This window comes from Actinomadura alba (genome assembly GCF_014323705.1).
Lineage (GTDB): Bacteria > Actinomycetota > Actinomycetes > Streptosporangiales > Streptosporangiaceae > Actinomadura_C > Actinomadura_C alba.
In genome coordinates this window covers 210,065-227,067 of record NZ_JABVEC010000011.1, presented here as the reverse complement: position 1 = coordinate 227,067, position 17,003 = coordinate 210,065, and the positions used below count along the sequence as shown (strand labels likewise).

The 17,003-nt window shown below is 69.6% G+C and carries 17 protein-coding genes and 1 tRNA gene; 12 read left to right on the top strand and 6 right to left on the bottom strand.

Features of this window, described 5'->3' with window-relative positions; genetic code table 11:
- Complete coding sequence (locus tag HKK74_RS17080) at positions 1–513, bottom strand: MarR family winged helix-turn-helix transcriptional regulator (protein ID WP_187244203.1); 513 nt, start codon at positions 511–513, stop codon at positions 1–3.
- Between the two features lie 74 nt (positions 514–587).
- Between HKK74_RS17080 and HKK74_RS17075 the strand changes: the two genes are divergently transcribed.
- Positions 588–1,385 carry a trans-aconitate 2-methyltransferase gene (locus tag HKK74_RS17075; protein ID WP_187244202.1) on the top strand — a complete coding sequence of 266 codons (798 nt, stop codon included), beginning with the start codon at positions 588–590 and terminating at the stop codon, positions 1,383–1,385.
- A 149-nt stretch (positions 1,386–1,534) separates the two neighbouring features.
- Here the strand turns inward: HKK74_RS17075 and HKK74_RS17070 are convergent, their stop codons facing one another.
- From HKK74_RS17070 to HKK74_RS17055, 4 genes are all read right to left on the bottom strand, one after another.
- Positions 1,535–1,858 carry a hypothetical protein gene (locus HKK74_RS17070; RefSeq protein WP_187244201.1) on the bottom strand — a complete coding sequence of 108 codons (324 nt, stop codon included), beginning with the start codon at positions 1,856–1,858 and terminating at the stop codon, positions 1,535–1,537.
- Positions 1,855–2,334 carry a hypothetical protein gene (locus HKK74_RS17065; RefSeq protein ID WP_187244200.1) on the bottom strand — a complete coding sequence of 160 codons (480 nt, stop codon included), beginning with the start codon at positions 2,332–2,334 and terminating at the stop codon, positions 1,855–1,857. The genes HKK74_RS17070 and HKK74_RS17065 overlap by 4 nt, the downstream gene beginning before the upstream one ends.
- A gap of 69 nt (positions 2,335–2,403) precedes the next feature.
- The gene (locus HKK74_RS17060; RefSeq protein ID WP_187244199.1) at positions 2,404–3,141 is read right to left on the bottom strand and encodes a TetR/AcrR family transcriptional regulator; all 738 of its coding nucleotides are present in this window, start codon (positions 3,139–3,141) and stop codon (positions 2,404–2,406) included.
- A 185-nt stretch (positions 3,142–3,326) separates the two neighbouring features.
- Positions 3,327–4,283, bottom strand: coding sequence for an acyl-CoA desaturase (locus HKK74_RS17055; protein WP_187244198.1), 957 nt, complete (start codon positions 4,281–4,283; stop codon positions 3,327–3,329).
- Positions 4,284–4,617: 334 nt separating this feature from the next.
- Between HKK74_RS17055 and HKK74_RS17050 the strand changes: the two genes are divergently transcribed.
- The 11 genes from HKK74_RS17050 to HKK74_RS17000 all read left to right on the top strand — a co-directional run bounded on the left by HKK74_RS17050 (position 4,618) and on the right by HKK74_RS17000 (position 15,851).
- Positions 4,618–4,690 (top strand) — tRNA-Gln (locus HKK74_RS17050).
- Between the two features lie 207 nt (positions 4,691–4,897).
- Positions 4,898–6,331: a bifunctional UDP-N-acetylglucosamine diphosphorylase/glucosamine-1-phosphate N-acetyltransferase GlmU gene (gene glmU, locus HKK74_RS17045; protein ID WP_187244197.1), complete on the top strand. Its 1,434-nt coding sequence runs from the start codon at positions 4,898–4,900 to the stop codon at positions 6,329–6,331.
- A gap of 25 nt (positions 6,332–6,356) precedes the next feature.
- Positions 6,357–7,334, top strand: coding sequence for a ribose-phosphate diphosphokinase (locus HKK74_RS17040; RefSeq protein WP_187244196.1), 978 nt, complete (start codon positions 6,357–6,359; stop codon positions 7,332–7,334).
- Between the two features lie 185 nt (positions 7,335–7,519).
- Positions 7,520–8,146, top strand: coding sequence for a 50S ribosomal protein L25/general stress protein Ctc (locus HKK74_RS17035; RefSeq protein ID WP_187244195.1), 627 nt, complete (start codon positions 7,520–7,522; stop codon positions 8,144–8,146).
- Between the two features lie 145 nt (positions 8,147–8,291).
- Complete coding sequence (gene pth, locus HKK74_RS17030) at positions 8,292–8,888, top strand: aminoacyl-tRNA hydrolase (RefSeq protein ID WP_187244194.1); 597 nt, start codon at positions 8,292–8,294, stop codon at positions 8,886–8,888.
- A 218-nt stretch (positions 8,889–9,106) separates the two neighbouring features.
- Positions 9,107–10,582 (top strand): sugar transferase, encoded by a 1,476-nt coding sequence (locus tag HKK74_RS17025; RefSeq protein ID WP_187244193.1) that lies wholly within the window; start codon positions 9,107–9,109, stop codon positions 10,580–10,582.
- A 145-nt stretch (positions 10,583–10,727) separates the two neighbouring features.
- Positions 10,728–11,603 (top strand): 3'(2'),5'-bisphosphate nucleotidase CysQ, encoded by an 876-nt coding sequence (locus HKK74_RS17020; RefSeq protein WP_187244192.1) that lies wholly within the window; start codon positions 10,728–10,730, stop codon positions 11,601–11,603.
- Positions 11,604–11,688: 85 nt separating this feature from the next.
- Positions 11,689–12,600, top strand: a complete 912-nt coding sequence (cysD, locus tag HKK74_RS17015) for a sulfate adenylyltransferase subunit CysD (protein WP_187244191.1) — start codon at positions 11,689–11,691, stop codon at positions 12,598–12,600.
- Between the two features lie 2 nt (positions 12,601–12,602).
- A complete protein-coding gene (locus HKK74_RS17010; RefSeq protein ID WP_187244190.1) occupies positions 12,603–13,874 on the top strand; it encodes a sulfate adenylyltransferase subunit 1 in 1,272 nt (423 codons plus the stop codon).
- A gap of 25 nt (positions 13,875–13,899) precedes the next feature.
- Positions 13,900–14,835 (top strand): glycosyltransferase family 2 protein, encoded by a 936-nt coding sequence (locus tag HKK74_RS17005; protein WP_187244189.1) that lies wholly within the window; start codon positions 13,900–13,902, stop codon positions 14,833–14,835.
- Positions 14,836–14,852: 17 nt separating this feature from the next.
- Positions 14,853–15,851: a glycosyl hydrolase gene (locus tag HKK74_RS17000; RefSeq protein ID WP_312881549.1), complete on the top strand. Its 999-nt coding sequence runs from the start codon at positions 14,853–14,855 to the stop codon at positions 15,849–15,851.
- Here the strand turns inward: HKK74_RS17000 and HKK74_RS16995 are convergent.
- Positions 15,848–16,996, bottom strand: coding sequence for a glycoside hydrolase family 26 protein (locus HKK74_RS16995; protein ID WP_187244188.1), 1,149 nt, complete (start codon positions 16,994–16,996; stop codon positions 15,848–15,850). The genes HKK74_RS17000 and HKK74_RS16995 overlap by 4 nt on opposite strands.
- Positions 16,997–17,003: the final 7 nt, after the last annotated feature.

Here is a 17,003-nt window from a genome sequence, read left to right as displayed (position 1 = left end):
CTATGCAAGCGGGTCGGGATCGGTGCTCTCGTCGAACGGGACGATCAGCGTGCGCAGCAGCCGGGCCAGCTGTCGCTGCTCGGCGGCGCTGAGACCGCCGAGCAGGTCGCGTTCCCGGTCCAGCAGGTCGGCGAACGCCGCGTCGACGCGGAGCCGGCCGGCCTCGGTGAGCCGCACCTGCACGCCGCGCTTGTCCTGTGGGTCCGGATGGCGCTCCACGAGTCCGGCGGCGGCGAGCCGGTCGATCCGGTTGGTCATGGTGCCCGAGGTGACGAGCGTGGCGCGAAGCAGCCGGCCGGGGCTCAGCTGGTACGGCCGCCCGGCGCGGCGCAGCGCGGTCAGGACGTCGAACTCCCACGACTCCAGGTCGTGCGCGACGAACACCGCGCGCCTGGCGCGGTCCAGATGCCGTGCGAGCCGGGACACCCGGCTGAGAACGTGCAGCGGCTCGATATCGAGATCGGGACGCTCCACCGCCCACGCCGTGACCAGCCGGTCGACCTCGTCCTCCACGGTTGATCAGCCTACCTGTCTCGACATCGAGATAATGTGACGGCATCACGATAACGGCGAGAGGACGCTGCGCGATGCCGGGACAGGCGCATGGCGACCCGTGGGACCCGCAGCAGTACGGGCTCTTCGGCGACGAGCGGAGCAGACCGTTCTTCGAACTGCTGAGCAGAGTGGGCGCGGCGGATCCGGGGAGCGTGGTGGATCTCGGCTGTGGACCGGGTGAGCTCACCGCGTCGCTGGCGAGACGCTGGCCCGCGGCGAGCGTCGAAGGGATCGACAGCTCGACTCAGATGATCGCGGCCGCGCGGGAGCACTCCGGTGCCCGGCTGCGCTTCACGGTCGGCGATCTGGCGGACTGGGCGCCCGACGCCGACCGGCCGCCCGACGTGATCGTTTCCAATGCCGCGCTGCACTGGGTGCCCGCGCACCGTGACGTTCTGGCGCGGTGGGCGAAGGCCCTGCCCCCTCAGGGCTGGCTGGCCTTTCAGGTGCCGGGGAACTTCGCCGCCCCCAGCCACACGCTCCTGCGGGAGCTCTGCCGCGCGCCACGGTGGCGGGATCGGCTGGCCGACGTGCTGCGATGGCAGCCGGTCGGGACGCCCGGCGAATACCTCGAACTGCTCGCCGGGCACGGATGCCGGGTGGACGCCTGGGAGACGACCTACGCCCAGGTGCTGCGGGGCGACGATCCGGTGCTGGAGTGGGTCAAGGGAACCGCCCTTCGCCCGGTGCTCAGCACGCTGGACGCGGCGGACGGCGCCGCTTTCCTCAGTGAGTACGCCGCCCTGCTCCGGGACGCCTATCCCCGGCGGCCGTACGGGACGGTCTTCCCGTTCACCCGGATCTTCGTCGTGGCGCAGCGCGCCGGGTGATCCCGCATGCGCGCCGGGTGGCCCACGCCGGGTGGCCCCGTGGCGCGCCGTGTGATCCGCGCCGGGTGAGCTCGTGGTGCGGCGCTCCGGTGGCGGCCCGCGTGGGCCGGGCGGCGACCGGTCGGGTCTTCGGCCGCCGCCCGGAACGGTCAGTCGCCGGCCTCGAGTTCGCGCTCCCAGGCCACCAGCACGACGTGTGCCCGGTGAAGGAGCCGGCGAAGTTCGCGCACGTGCCCGGCCTTGTCGGCGGCGTGCCGGAAGGCGACCTCAGGGACGCGGCTGGTGGTGTCCTCGAGAATCCAGAGGACGTCGTCGAGCTCGCTGAGAAAGTCCATGGCGCAGTCGTCGGCCACCGTGTCATCGCCCGCCCGGGCCCGCGTGCCGCCGGGGGACCGGCCGGGCCCGGCATCCTGCGGGGCCGAAGGACCCGTACCGGACCGGCGCTCGTGCGCGGGGCCGTGCCCGGCGGTCACCGCCCGGCCCCATCTGCCGCGCGCCACGCCCGGTGCAGCCGCGACGAAGCGCCGCGAAGCGCGATGATCCCCGCGTACAGCCTGCGGAGCCGGCCGGCCAGCTCCTCGGTCGCGACGACGCCCAGGTCCGGCGTCTCCAGGAGTGACTTGGCGTCGTCGACGCGGAGCACCAGCCCGACCAGTGCCGGCGGGGCCGCCCGGCCGACATACGCGTCGCTCAGGGCGGCGAGCGCCAGGTGGAGCGGCGCCAGCAGCTCGGTGAGGCGCTCATTGGCCGGTTCGCTGACTCCGGACCGGTGCAGCTCGGCGACGGCTAAATGGATCGCCCGGCCGACCGGATCTTCGGGCACCGCGTCGCGGTCGACGGCGGCGAGGGCGTCGGCGAAGCGCTTGATCTCGGCCCAGTCGAGCACAGGTGCGACCGAGCGGGCGGTCGGGGCGGGGATCGGGGCGGGGGTCCAGGCCGGATTGTTCATCACTCACCCTTCGTTCGAACTTGTGTTCGAATTCTAGGGTCGGCTCCGGACACTTTCCCGGCGGTCGGCTCAGGCCGGGCCCGGGCTCTCGGCCTGTTGGGGCGCCCAGCCCGGCTCGGGCGCCTCGTCATCGCTCTTCCTGCCCCGGCGCTCGGCCTTGGCGGCCGCCTTCTCGGCCCTCTTCTCCAGCTTCTCGCGCTCCTTGCGGCGCCGCTTGGGGTCGAGGTAGGGCTTGGGCTCCAGCCTCGAGAGACCGTTCCACGCCAGGTTCACCAGGTGGGCGGCGACCTCTTCGCGCTTGGGCTTGCGGGCCTCGAGCCACCACTGGCCGGTGAACGCGACCATGCCGACGATCATCTGCGCGTACATCGGCGCGAACTTGTCGTCATAGCCATGGTGATCGAACTCCCGGCCGAGAATGTGCTCGACCCGGTGGGCGATCTCACTCAAGAGGCTGGCGAAGCTCCCGGTGCCCGCGGCGCCGTGTGAATCCCGAACCAGGATGCGGAACCCGTCGCTGCACTCTTCGATGTACTCGAGCAACGCGAGGGCGGCCTGCTCCAGCTTGTCCCGGTAGTGGACGCCGTCGGTGAGCGCCCTGGTCACCGACGCGAGCAGCCGCTCCATCTCGCGGTCGACCACCACCGCGTACAGGCCCTCTTTACCGCCGAAGTGCTCGTACACCACTGGCTTGGACACGCCCGCCTTGGCGGCGATCTCCTCCACGGACGTGCCGTCGAAGCCGCGCTCGGCGAACAGTCCCCGGCCTATGTCGAGCAGCTGTTCGCGCCGCTCCTTCCCGGTCATGCGCTTCCTGCGGGACCGAGGTGCTGGTTCAGTCACGGAATCTATGATGGTCCGCCTTTCACGGGAAAGAGGAGATCATCCCGCATGTCCGGCCGCACTCGCCGTAGCCGGCCGGCGATGAGCAAGTCGCGGGGCCGGCCGGTGACCGTCCCCGGCCCGCGCAGGCCGGGGAGAGAGACGGGAGATCAGGCCTCGCGGGTCGCACGCCTGGTCGCCAGCCGGTCCGGGTTCGGCCAGCGGACGTCGTACGCCCAGCCGAGCTTCTCGAACACCCAGATGATGCGGGCGCTGATGTCCACCTGACCCTTCAGCACGCCGTGCCGCGCGCACGTCGGGTCGGAGTGGTGCAGGTTGTGCCAGGACTCGCCCAGCGACAGGATCGCCAGCCACCATACGTTGCGGGACTTGTCGCGGACCTCGAAGTCCTTGACGCCGAACGTGTGGCAGATCGAGTTGATCGACCAGGTCACGTGGTGGACCATCGAGATCCGCACGAAGGAGGCCCAGAAGAACGCCGTCAGCGCGCCCTGCCAGGACATCGTGACGAGGCCGCCGAGCGCGGCGGGCAGGAAGAACGAGGCGAAGACCAGCGCGGGGAACGCGGCGTCGATCCGCCTGACGTCCTTGTCGGCCAGCAGGTCCGGGGAGAACCGCTCGTGAGAGGTGCGCTCGGGGTCGAAGAGCCAGCCGTAGTGCGCCCAGAACAGGCCCTTGGTCAGGGCCTTCCAGTCCGAGCCGAACCGCCACGGCGAGTGCGGGTCGGCCTCCTTGTCGGAGTACTTGTGATGCCGGCGGTGGTCGGACACCCACGTGATCACCGGCCCCTGGATGGCGAGGCTGCCTGCCAGCCCCAGCGCGATGCGCAGCGGGCGTACGGCCTTGAAGGATCCGTGCGTGAAATACCGGTGGAAGCCCACCGTGATGCCGCCCGCCGTGATGAAGTAGAACGCGGTGCCGATCACGACGTCGCTCCAGCCGAGCAGACCCCAGCCCCAGGCCAGGGGTACGGCGGCGAGAAGCGCCAGGAACGGGACGGCGGTGAACACCCCGGTGAGGACGCGCTCGAGGGTGCCTGTCGGCTCCGGCTCGATCTCGGGACGGGGTTCTTTGCGCGGCCGATCGAGGATGGGAGCTTCGGTCATGAGATACCGCTCTCTCTGAGGTTGGCCTTACCTACGCCAACGTAACCTACGCTTGCGTAAGTAAGCCAACCTCGCTTGGCTGAACTCGGTGTGAACGTGACCCACGTCTGCTATGGCGTGGCATTTATAACGAATTGGTCTCATGACTCTTACCCGGCGACGCACCCTCGATTCACCGGCCGGTCTCCCGGCCGGGACGGCCTGGCGCCGGGACGGGCGGGTGGGCACCCGATCGCGGAAGGACACGGCTCAATTGGGTTGTCGGCGCACCTGCCCGGGCCGGTATCGTGATCCTTGATTGAAGCTCTTCCTTATAGAAGAGATGTGCACTCGATCCGCCGTAGCGTAATTGGCAACGCAGCTGGTTTTGGTCCAGAAGACTCCAGGTTCGACTCCTGGCGGCGGAGCGCATCGGTGTCCGCCGCACCCACCGCCCCCGGCGGTCGTGCGGGCGAACGCAACCTGTCGGAGTGACAGCGTCGGGACGAACGGTATCCTTCGATGGTCGGGCGGGCAGCGGCCTGTCGCTACTGGTGTTCACGCAGGTCGTCGGCCATCTGGCGCCTCCGGCGCAGCCCGACTGTCCCGTCCGCGACGCCGAGGAGTCTCCTCAAGTGAGCCCGGCTGCTGTAATCGTCCTCGCCGCCGGTGAGGGCACCCGGATGAAGTCCCGCACCTCCAAGGTCCTGCACGAGCTGTGCGGCCGCAGCATGCTCGGTCACGTGCTGACCGCGGCCCGCGAGCTCGAACCGCAGAGCCTGATCGTCGTGGTCGGTCACCGCCGCGAGCAGGTCATCGCCCATCTCAAGGACACGGCTCCGGACGCCCAGCCGGTGGTCCAGGACCGGCAGGGCGGCACCGGTCACGCCGTGCGCATGGCCTTCGAGCAGGTAGGGGCACTCGCCGGGACCGTCGTGGTCACCAACGGCGACCACCCGCTGCTGCGCGGTGAGACCCTCAGAGAGCTCGTCCGCGTGCACGAGCAGGAGGGCAACGCGGCGACGATCCTGAGCACCGACATCCCGGACGCGACCGGGTACGGCCGCATCGTCCGTGCAGCCGACGGCAGCGTCCGCGCGATCGTCGAGCACAAGGACGCCGACGAGGCGCAGCTGGCGATCAACGAGATCAACGTCGGCATGTACGCCTTCGACGGCGAGCTCCTCGGGGCCGCCCTCACCCGGGTGACCACCGACAACGCCAAAGGTGAGGAGTATCTCACCGACGTCATCGCCATCCTGCGCGGCGACGGTCACCGGGCCGGCGCCCACAAGGCCGCGGACTGGATCGAGACGCAGGGCGTCAACGACAAGGTCCAGCTCGCCCAGGCCACCAGGCAGCTCAACGACCGCCTGCTCGAGCGGCACATGCGCGCCGGTGTAACCGTGATCGACCCGCAGACCACCTGGGTCGACGTCGACGTGACGGCCGAGCCGGACGTCGTCCTCCACCCGGACACCCGGCTGCGCGGCCGTACCCACCTCGGGGCGGGCGCCGAGATCGGCCCGGGCGCCACCCTCACCGACACCGTCGTCGGTGAGGACGCCACCGTCGTCAACGCCGTCTGCGACCGCGCCGAGATCGGCCCGGAGGTCGGCGTCGGGCCCTTCGCCTACCTGCGGCCCGGCGCCAGGCTGCGCCGCGGCGCCAAGGTCGGCACCTACGTCGAGATAAAGAACGCCGTCGTGGGGGAAGGTTCCAAGGTGCCTCATCTCACCTACGTCGGCGACGCCGACATCGGCAAGGGCTCCAACATCGGCGCCGCCTGTGTCTTCGTCAACTACGACGGTGTGGAGAAGCACCGGAGCACCGTGGGCGACCACGTGAAGGTCGGCAGCGACAACATGATCGTCGCTCCGGTCGAGATCGGCGACGGCGCCTACACGGCCGCCGGTTCGGTGATCGTGAGCAACGTCCCACCAGGGGCGATGGCCGTCGCACGGGGCCGGCAGCGCAATATTGAGGGGTGGGTCGAGCGCAAACGCGCTGGGACCCCGGCCGCCGAGGCGGCACGCCGGGCCAGGGAAGCGTCCGCCGGCGAGTCATGAAGTCCAGCAAGGGTGGGAGTAGAACGTGAGTGCCAACAAGGCGGCCGGCGAGAAGAAACTGATGCTCTTCTCCGGCCGGGCGTACCCCGAGCTGGCCGAGGAGTTGGCGCACAACCTCGAGGTCGAGCCGACGCCGACGGCGGCCTACGACTTCGCCAACGGTGAGACCTTCGTCCGGTTCCTGGAGTCGGTGCGCGGGAGCGACGCTTTCGTGATGCAGAGCCACACGGCGCCGATCAACCACTGGATCATGGAGCAGTTGATCATGGTCGACGCGCTCAAGCGCGCGTCCGCCAAGACGATCACTGTCGTGGCGCCGTTCTTCGGCTACGCCCGCCAGGACAAGAAGCACCGCGGCCGTGAGCCGATCTCGGCGCGGCTCATGGCCGACCTGTTCAAGACCGCGGGGGCGGACCGGCTGATCACCGTCGACCTGCACACGGCGCAGATCCAGGGGTTCTTCGACGGGCCGGTCGACCATCTCTTCGCGCTCGACATCCTGGCCACCCACGTCGAGAGCAAGCTCGACCCCGCCCAGGTGACCGTGGTGGCGCCGGACGCGGGGCGGGTGCGCGTCGCCGAGCGGTGGACCGACCGGCTGGGCTGCCCGCTGGCGATCATCCACAAGCGGCGTGATCCCGAGGTGGCCAACGAGGTCCGGGTCTTCGAGGTCGTGGGTGAGGTCAAGGGCCGTACCTGCGTGATCGTGGACGACATGATCGACACCGGTGGCACGATCGTGAAGGCGGCCGACGCGCTGTTCGACCAGGGAGCGGCCAAGGTCGTGGCGACCGCCACGCACGGTGTGCTGTCGGGCCCGGCCGTGGACCGGCTCAAGAACTCCCGGATCTCCGAGGTCGTGCTCACGAACACTCTGCCGATCCCCGAGGAGAAGCAGTTCGACAAGCTGACGGTGCTGTCCATCGCGCCGCTGCTCGCCCGGGCGATCAACGAAGTGTTCAGCGACGGTTCAGTGACCAGCCTCTTCGGCGGGCAGTCCTGATCACTGGCCCTGATGCGGTTTGCGGGCCGCATATCGGCTAGACTCTTGGGACTGCGTGCGCCCCACGCTGTGCTGTACGGTCCCGTACGCCGCAGGGCGCGCCCCGACGATTTTCGACGCAGATACGAGCATCGAGTATCGAGTCGGCACCGACCAGCTTCATTTTTTGACGAGGAGTTTTCGCCGTGTCCGAGGTACGCATCGCCGCCGAGCCGCGCACCGAGTTCGGTAAGGGTGCCGCCCGGCGCACCCGCCGGGCCGGCAAGGTGCCCGCCGTCCTCTATGGTCACGGCACCGACCCACAGCACATCTCACTTCCCGGCCATGACCTCATGCGGGCCCTGAAGACCCCGAACGTGCTGCTCCGCGTGCAGGGTCTCGACGGTGGCGAGGAGCTCGCGCTGCCCAAGGACGTGCAGCGCGACCCGATCAAGGGTTTCCTCGAGCACATCGACCTGCTGCTGGTGAAGCTGGGCGAGAAGGTCAACGTCGAGATCCCGGTGCAGGTGACCGGTGACATCGCGCCCGGCGGCATGCTCGACCAGCAGATGGTGCAGATCGAGGTCGAGGCCGAGGCCACCCAGATCCCGCAGGCCGTCGAGGTCGACGTCGCGGGCTTCAAGGTCGGTGCCACAGTCCTGGCGAAGGACCTGAAGCTGCCGCGCGGCGTCGCCCTCGCCGCCGACGAGGAGTTGCTGATCCTGCACGTCGTGGCGGAGAAGACCGCCGACCAGGTCGAGGCCGAGATCAGTGGCGAGGCCCCCGAGGCCGAGGCCGAGACCGCCGAAGCGGGCGCCGAGTCCACCGAGTGACGCACACCGATCCACGATCGGTGAACAGGAGATATCGAGAACGCCCCGTCCCCCAAGGCCGGGGCGTTCTCGTCGTGACGGCGCCTGCGGGGCGCCCTGAGGCGGCGCCCGCGGGGCGCCCTGAGGCGGCGAGCGGAGCGAGCCCATGAACACCCCATGGCTGATCGTCGGGCTGGGCAATCCCGGCCCGGCGTACGCGGGGAATCGGCACAACGCCGGCTTCATGGTGGTCGACGCGCTGGCCCGCCGCGTCGGCGGCCGGTTCAAGTCGCACAAGGCGCGCGCCGACGTCGTCGAGGGGCGGCTCGACGTTCCCGGCCCGGAGGGCGCCGGGACGCGCGTGGTGCTGGCCAAGCCGCGATCCTTCATGAACGTGTCCGGTGGCCCGGTGGCGGCGCTGCGCGACTTCTACAAGGTGCCGCTCGACCGGATCGTCGTGGTGCACGACGAGCTCGACATCCCGTACGGCTCGATCCGGTTGAAGCGGGGCGGCGGAGACAACGGTCACAACGGGCTGCGCTCCATCACCGGCTCGCTGGGTGACCGCGGCTACCTCCGTACCCGCTTCGGGGTGGGGCGCCCGCCCGGCCGGATGGACCCCGCCGTGTTCGTGCTCCGTGACTTCTCAGCGACCGAGCGTAAAGAACTCGAGCTGCAGGTAGAGCATGCCGCGGACGCGGTCGAGGCGCTCATCGGGCTGGGCCTGGCCGACGCCCAGAACGCCTTCCACGGCGCCCGCTGACTGTGACCTTGGTCACATCGTCGCCTCGCGTCGCTGTGCACGCCCGGCCCCGCTCCTGGCCGGACAGGTGTCTTGACGAACGGCGCTCGCCGAGTGTGAAGCGGCCGTAAGATTCTCGCCACATGAGGTTTGTGCGTTAGGTGAACCAACCGTGGCCTTGAGGCGTCTTCGTGACGTCCGGGTGTCGAGTAGTCGGTGTGGCGGGGCGTGATGCGCGTATGACTGTGGTCGATCGGGTTCTGGCTGATTCCGCCGTTCCGGCCGGGCATCGGCGAGAGCAGGCGACCTCGTGGCCGAACTGGTATGTCCGCGCCGCGTTCGGGGTCGACTTCCTGAGTGTGCTCGCGGCGGGTTTCATCGCCTTCATCGTTCGATTCGGCGCGCCGACGGCGTACAGCACCCGGTACGTCGTGGTGACCGCCTCGCTGCCGGTCCTGTGGCTGGCGACGCTGGTGATGTTCCGGGCGCACGAGCGGCGCCTCATCGGCGTGGGGTCGGAGGAGTTCCGCCGCGTTCTGCAGGCCGGTTTCACCTGTACCGCCTCGCTGGCCATCCTGTCCTATGCCACCAAGACCGAGCTGGCCCGCGGCTATGTGGTGCTGGCGCTGCCGCTCGCGACCGTCCTGAACCTCTTCGGCCGCTTCCTGCTGCGCAAGCACCTGCACCGGCTGCGCAACGCCGGCACCTGCATGCGCCGCGTCGTCGCGATGGGGCACCAGGGCGCAGTGGCGGAACTCGTGCGTCAGTTGCGCCGCGAGCGCTACCACGGCATGGACGTCGTCGCGGTCTGCCTCCCGGAGGTCATCGGCGCCGGTGACCATGAGACGCGTGAGGTCGAGGGCGTACCGGTCATGGGCGACTTCGTCGAGGCCGCGCTGGTCGTCGATTCCACGCGCGCCGACACGGTTGCGGTGCTCGCCTGTCCCGAGCTCGATGGGGTGGCCCTGCGCCGCCTGGCCTGGCAACTGGAGAAGAACGACACCGACCTGGTGGTCGCCCCGGCGCTGATGGACGTGGCGGGCCCGCGGACCAGCATTCGCCCGGTGGCCGGCCTGCCACTGCTGCATGTGGAGCACCCCGAGCTGAGCGGCGGCCGGCAGCTGGCCAAGAGCCTGTTCGACCGGGCGGCCGCGCTGCTGGCCCTGCTCCTGCTCGGTCCGCTGTTCGGCGCGGTCGCGGTGGCGATCCGCGTCAACAGTGACGGCCCCGCGCTGTTCCGGCAGACGCGGGTGGGCAAGGACGGCAGAGAGTTCACCCTCCTGAAGTTCCGCACGATGGTGCCCGACGCCGAGAAGCGCAAGGCCGAGCTGATCGCGCAGAACGAGCACGACGACGGGGTGCTCTTCAAGATCAAGAGTGACCCGCGGGTGACGCCGATCGGAGCCTGGTTGCGCCGCTACTCCATCGACGAGCTGCCGCAGCTCATCAACGTGCTGCGGGGCGACATGTCCATGGTGGGGCCGCGGCCGCCGCTGCCCGACGAGGTCGCGAAGTACGGCGACGACGTCCGGCGGCGCCTCGTCGTCAAGCCGGGCATGACCGGTCTCTGGCAGGTCAGCGGACGAGCGGATCTCTCCTGGGAGGAATCCGTACGGCTCGATCTACGCTATGTCGAGAACTGGTCCCTCGCGCTTGACCTGCAGATCCTGTGGAAGACCTGGTCCGCGGTGGCGCACGGGTCCGGTGCGTACTGAGCCGGTGCGGCCGTAGCGCCGGGGTTCCGAGACGTCAGGTCGTGTGAGACTCGTCTCACGACCCCGGATTCGCGGGGCCGCGCGGCCGGATGTGATCAGGTCGAGGGACCCAGCGGCGCCGCCGCTCGACGACGAAGGCACGGGAATGACGAAGCTCTCGGAAGACGGCCCGGTCGCGGCGGACGATCATGCGCTCGCCGCTGAGCTGGCCCGTTCGGCGGGCCGGCTACTGCTCGACCTGCGAGACGACATGGGGTTCGCCGATCCCCGCGCGCTGAAGGACGCCGGTGACCGGGCGTCGCACGAGTACCTGATGTCGGCTCTGGCCAGGTACCGGCCGAAAGACGCGGTCCTGAGCGAGGAGGGGCCCGAGGGCCGCTCCGACCCGACGCGACCGGGTGCCGAGCGGGTCTGGATCATCGATCCGCTCGACGGCACCCGTGAGTTCGGCGAGGAGGGCCGCGACGACTGGGCCGTGCACGTGGCGCTGTGGACGAAGAACTTTCTCGTCGCGGGCGCCGTGGCGCTGCCGGGCTTGGGCAGGACGCTCGCGACCGTTTCCGGCGGAGCGGAGGTCGTCGACGAGAGCACGTCGGCGCGCTCGCCGCTCGTCATCCGCGATCTGCCCGACGTCGGTCATATCCGGGTGACGGTGAGCCGGAGCCGCCCGCCACGGTTCATGTCCGGGCTTCAGGACTACCTGGAGGCGCGGGGCGTGACCGCCGAGATCGTCCCCATCGGTTCCGCCGGCGCGAAGATCTCCGCGGTGCTCGTCGGCGAGGTCGACGCGTACGTTCACGCGGGCGGCCAGTACGAATGGGACTCGGCGGCCCCGGTGGCCGTGGCGCTGGCCGCCGGAGCCCACGCGTCCAGGGTCAACGGCGCCGAGCTCGTCTACAACAGGCAGGACCCCACACTCCCGGATATCCTGGTCTGCCACCCGGAGTTGGCGCCGATGCTGCTCGCCGGGATCCGGGAGGTAGAGGGCGGTGGTCAGGCGACCGCGCCCGGCAATGTTTGACGGACGCCGGCGGTTTTGACATCCATGTACTCTTCCACCTGCCCGAACCAGGCCGCCACATCACGAGGAGAGAGGGCTCTGTCCCATGCGCAGTGACTACCTGCTGTCCCAGTTCGCTGTCCTGGAGGCCGAGTCGATCCACATCATGCGTGAGGTGGCCGCCGAGTTCGAACATCCCGTGCTCCTGTTCTCGGGCGGCAAGGACAGCATCGTGATGCTGCGCCTGGCCGAGAAGGCGTTCCGGCCCGCGCCGATTCCGTTCCCGGTGATGCACGTGGACACCGGCCACAACTTTCCGGAAGTGATCGACTACCGGGACCGCCGGGTCGCTGAGCTGGGCGTACGGCTGGTCGTGGCGTCGGTGCAGGAGGCGATCGACAGAGGTCGTGTGGTCGAGGAGAGCGGGCGGCGGGCCAGCCGCAACCGCCTGCAGACGGTGCCGCTGCTCGACGCGCTCGAGGAGCACGAGTTCACGGCGGCGTTCGGCGGGGCCAGGAGGGACGAGGAGAAGGCCCGCTCCAAGGAGCGCGTGGTGTCCTTCCGTGACGACTTCGGCCAGTGGGACCCGAAGAACCAGCGGCCCGAGCTGTGGAACCTCTACAACACGCGGATCCGCCGGGGTGAGCACGTCCGGGTCTTCCCGCTGTCGAACTGGACGGAACTCGACATCTGGGACTACATCCGGACCGAGGAGCTGGAGATCCCGCCGATCTACTTCGCGCACCAGCGCATGGTCTTCGAACGCGACGGCATGCTCCTCGCGGACAGCCCGTACGCCAACCGCGGCGACGACGAGCCGGCGTTCGAGGCGGTGGTGCGCTATCGCACGGTGGGCGACATGAGCTGCACCGGTGCCGTGAAGTCCACCGCGTCGACGCTCGACGAGGTGATCGAGGAGATCGCGGCCACCCGGATCACCGAGCGCGGCCAGACCCGCGCCGACGACCGTGCCAGCGAGGCGGCCATGGAAGACCGCAAGAAGGAAGGTTACTTCTAGTCATGTCCATGGACATTCTGCGGTTCGCCACCGCCGGCTCGGTCGATGACGGTAAGTCCACCCTCATCGGCCGGTTGCTGTACGACTCCAAGTCCATCTTCGAGGACCAGCTCGAGGCGGTCGAGCGCACCAGCGCCGACCGGGGCGAGGACTACACCAACCTTGCTCTGCTGACCGACGGGCTGCGCGCCGAGCGCGAACAGGGCATCACGATCGACGTCGCCTACCGGTACTTCGCGACGCCGAAGCGCAAGTTCATCATCGCCGACACCCCGGGCCACATCCAGTACACGCGGAACATGGTCACCGGCGCCTCCACGGCCGATCTGGCGATCATCCTGGTCGACGCCCGCAAGGGGCTGCTGGAGCAGTCGCGGCGGCACGCGTTCCTCACCACGTTGCTGAGGGTTCCGCACCTCGTGCTCGCGGTGAACAAGATGGACCTGGTCGACTACGACCAGGCGGTGTTCGACCGGATCCACAACGAGTTCACCGCGTTCGCCGCCAAGCTCGAGGTCGGCGACCTGACCTTCATCCCCATCTCGGCGTTGCACGGCGACAACGTGGTCGACCGGTCGGTGAACATGCCGTGGTACGACGGTCCGTCGCTGCTGCACCACCTCGAGAACGTGCACATCGCCTCGGACCGCAACCTCATCGACGTGCGCTTCCCGGTGCAGTACGTCATCCGGCCGCACAAGTCCACCGACCCGGCCCTGCACGACTACCGGGGCTACGCGGGGCAGGTCGCGGGCGGCGTGCTCAAGCCGGGGGACGAGGTCGTGCACCTGCCGTCCGGGCTGACCACGACGATCACCTCGATCGACGGGCCGGACGGCGGTCCGGTCGCAGAGGCGTTCCCGCCGATGTCGGTCACGCTGCGGCTGGCCGACGACATCGACATCTCCAGGGGCGACATGATCGCTCGGCCGAACAACCGGCCCCGGGTGGTCCAGGACCTCGACGCGATGGTCTGCTGGATGAACGACGAGCGGACGCTGACCCCTCGTACCAAGCTGGTGATCAAGCACACCACCCGTACGGCCCGGACCCTGGTCACCGGCCTGCAGTACCGGCTCGATGTGAACACGCTGCACCGCGACGACAACGCGCAGGCGCTGAAGCTCAACGAGATCGGGCGGGTCGCCCTGCGCGTGACCCAGCCGCTCTTCGTCGACGACTACGGTCGTAACCGGCTGACGGGAGGGTTCATCCTCATCGACGAGGCCACGAACGCGACCGTCGGTGCCGGGATGATCCTCGACGGCGGATGACCGACGCCCAACGACAGAGGTGGTCATGGACACCCCCAGAGATCTTCCGACCCCTCCGCCCGGCGTCCGGCCCTCCGTAGGGGTCGTTCTGCCGACGCACAACCGACCGGAGCTGCTCCGCAAGGCGCTCGAAGCCGTGCTGGCCCAGGAGTACGACGGCGAACTGCAGGCGATCGTCGTCTACGATCGTGCCGAACCGAACCAGAGCCTGGCCGGCGACAGGGTGCGGGTCATCGCCAACACCCGCTCGCCCGGGCTGGCGGGCGCCCGTAACAGCGGGATCCTCGCGCTCGACACCGACCTGGTGGCCTTCTGCGATGACGATGACGTCTGGCTGCCGGGCAAGCTGGCCGCCCAGGTCGACGCGCTCACCGCGAACGCCGGAGCCGAGCTGGTCAGCTGTGGCATCCTCGTCGACTTCGACGGCCGGCGGATCCCGCGGCTCGCCGAGACCGAGCAGGTGACCTACGACCAGCTCGTCCGGTCCCGCATGGTCATGGTGCACTCCTCGACGTACGTCGTCCGGCGAGCGGCGCTCATGGAGATGGGGATGGTCGACGAGGAGATCCCGGGAAGCCAGGGCGAGGACTGGGATCTGGCGTTGCGCGCCGCCCGGCGTCACCCGATCGTTAATGTGGATCATCCGTACGTACAGGTGCTGTGGGGCAGAACGTCCTACTATGCCCAAGCCTGGGAAACGAAAATCGCGGCCCTTCAGTGGTTCCTCGACCGGTACCCCGAGATCGCACGATCACCGGTCGGCGGGGCCCGGGTCTATGCGCAGATCGCTTTCGGCCACGCCTGTGCCGGGCGGCGGCGGGAGGCGGCGCGCTGGGCGGGCCGCGCGTTCCGGACCAACTGGAAGGAACAACGGGTGCCGTTCGCGCTGGCGGTGGCGTCCGGGCTCGTCTCCGGCGAACGTGTGCTGTTGGCACTCCACGCTCGTGGCCGCGGCATCTGACCCGAGCGGAGGAGAATGTGAAGGCGCGTACGTGCGCGGCGACAGGGATGATCGCGGCGGTGGCGGCCCTGCTTCTCGTGGGCTGTGCCGACAGCGAGGCCGACCCACCCCGGATCAAATCCACGGTGCTGCCCGGTGTCGCTCCCACGCCTCCGGCGCAGGGCGCGTACTTCGGCGCCTTCGTCGAACCGTCGAGGTTCTACCGTGGAAAGCCCGGCGAACTCCGAGCAGTGACCGGATTCGAGGCGAGTCTCGGCCGGGAGCTGGATGTGGTGCACGCCTTCCGGGAGTGGGAGCAGCCCTTTCCGCGCGAGTCGGACACGGCCGTCATGAACAGCAACCGCTATCTGCTGCTCACCTGGGACGGCACCGACACCCGGGCGATCGTGTCCGGAGGCGAGGACCAGGTGATCCGCGAAAGGGCTCGTGCGATCAAGGCGACCGGTAAGCCGGTCTTCGTTCGCTGGCAGCCCGAAATGGACCGCAGCGCGCTCAGATCGAGGGTCAACTCGGCCGCCGACTACGTCTCCGCCTGGAAGCGCATCCGGGCGCTCTTCCTGCAGGAGCAGGTGGACAACGTCGCCTGGGTCTGGTGCCCGACCGCCGCGGGCTTCGCCGCCGACGGTGACGCGGCCGACTACTACCCCGGTGACGAGCAGGTCGACTGGCTGTGCGCGGACGCTTACCCGGGCAGCGGCTCGGACTACCGGAACGTGGCCGAGTCGATAGGGGCCTTCATGGAGTGGGCCAAGGCCCGTCCCAAGCCCGTCATGGTCGGCGAGTTCGGGGTGCCGCGGTCCTATGCCGCCCGACGCGCCGAGTGGCTGCGCAAGGCGGCCCAGACCCTGCAGAACCCGCAAATCAAGGCCGTGATCTATTACGACTCCGACAAGACCGGCAGGACGGCCGGCCAGCGGTACTCGCTCGGCGGCGACCAGGCGGCGACGTCGGCGCTGCGGGAACTCGCCACCACCCCCTACTTCAACCCCCGCAACCTGCCGGTCACGAGCACCTAGCGGTGGTTCGGCCGCGGCGGCGGTGAGCCGGCCGCTTTGTGGCGCCGCTTGGCCCGCAGCCTCGCCAAGAGGAGGCCGGCGGCCATGCCCGACCCGATCAGGACGGTCAGGCCCATCGCCACCGGCCGCCGCCGAGCTGCCGGCCGCGGGGCTCCGGCCTGGAATGCGGGATGCGCGGCCATCGCCCGCCAGGCGAGCATCGCGGACGGCGACGTGCGGTAGTCGAACCGGCATGGTTGCCCGGACGGCGGGCCGGTGTGGCGGTCGTCCCAATGCGCCACGGCGCGGTAGGCGCGATATGCCGGACGGTCGAACAACGCGGCGGCGTCGCGAATCCACTCGGCCTTGCGCCCGGGCCGGGCATGGTCCTCGACCGAACCCCATTCCAGGACCATGAGGTCCTTGCCGGGATGCTCGAGACCGAACCGCCGGTGCGGCTCGATGAGGTCGGCCAGGCTGGTCCATCGGCCCCGGCCCCCGCGGCAGTCGTACCAGTTGTAGGCGTCCACGGCTATTCCGTCGACATAGCGGTCACCGGGGTAGTAGCGCCCGGCGTATCGCTGCTGGAAGGCCTGATCGGTCATGGTCCACACGTACCGCGCGTTGGTGACCCCGGCCTCGCGGTGGGTGGCGACGACCCGCCGCCAGGCGGCCACGAAATCCGCGGGCTCTCCCATCGGCCGGGACGTCTTGGCGTCCGGCTCATGGTTGAAGACCAGATAGATAGTGTCCCCGAAGCTCTTGAGCTCCCTGGCCTGCCGGCGCAGGTCGGCGTCCAGAGGGCTGCCGGGCGCGGCGTCCGCGATGTCCCGCCAGCGCAGCAGCGAACCGTCGCGCAGTCGCGACTTCACCGACAGGAAGACCGTGTGACGGGTGCGTCTCGCCCATCGCTGGTCGGCGCCGATCAGCGGTTCGTTCCAGCGCTTGAAGGCCCGGATGCCCTGGATCCGCCGGCCGGTCTCGCGCTCGCGTGCGATCGTCTCGGCGCGGGAGTTGCCCACGGCGCCGAGGATGACGCGGTGCCGCTCATCGGGCACCGGCGTTCCGGCCGCCGCGGCGCGGACCGTGTCGCCGGCCGGCAGGGCCGAAGCGATGACGGCGACGACGAGTGCCGCGGCGGCGGATCGCCGTCCGGCGGTGCTCATGGCCCGC

Bases quoted from the DNA above. Each gene is read 5' to 3' on its own strand.
- HKK74_RS17075 (WP_187244202.1), top strand. From the start codon at position 588: ATGCCGGGACAGGCGCATGGCGACCCGTGGGACCCGCAGCAGTACGGG.
- HKK74_RS17065 (WP_187244200.1), bottom strand. From the start codon at position 2,334: ATGAACAATCCGGCCTGGACCCCCGCCCCGATCCCCGCCCCGACCGCC.
- HKK74_RS17060 (WP_187244199.1), bottom strand. From the start codon at position 3,141: ATGACCGGGAAGGAGCGGCGCGAACAGCTGCTCGACATAGGCCGGGGA.
- HKK74_RS17055 (WP_187244198.1), bottom strand. From the start codon at position 4,283: ATGACCGAAGCTCCCATCCTCGATCGGCCGCGCAAAGAACCCCGTCCC.
- pth (WP_187244194.1), top strand. From the start codon at position 8,292: ATGAACACCCCATGGCTGATCGTCGGGCTGGGCAATCCCGGCCCGGCG.
- HKK74_RS17025 (WP_187244193.1), top strand. From the start codon at position 9,107: ATGACTGTGGTCGATCGGGTTCTGGCTGATTCCGCCGTTCCGGCCGGG.
- HKK74_RS17020 (WP_187244192.1), top strand. From the start codon at position 10,728: ATGACGAAGCTCTCGGAAGACGGCCCGGTCGCGGCGGACGATCATGCG.
- cysD (WP_187244191.1), top strand. From the start codon at position 11,689: ATGCGCAGTGACTACCTGCTGTCCCAGTTCGCTGTCCTGGAGGCCGAG.
- HKK74_RS17010 (WP_187244190.1), top strand. From the start codon at position 12,603: ATGTCCATGGACATTCTGCGGTTCGCCACCGCCGGCTCGGTCGATGAC.
- HKK74_RS17005 (WP_187244189.1), top strand. From the start codon at position 13,900: ATGGACACCCCCAGAGATCTTCCGACCCCTCCGCCCGGCGTCCGGCCC.
- HKK74_RS16995 (WP_187244188.1), bottom strand. From the start codon at position 16,996: ATGAGCACCGCCGGACGGCGATCCGCCGCCGCGGCACTCGTCGTCGCC.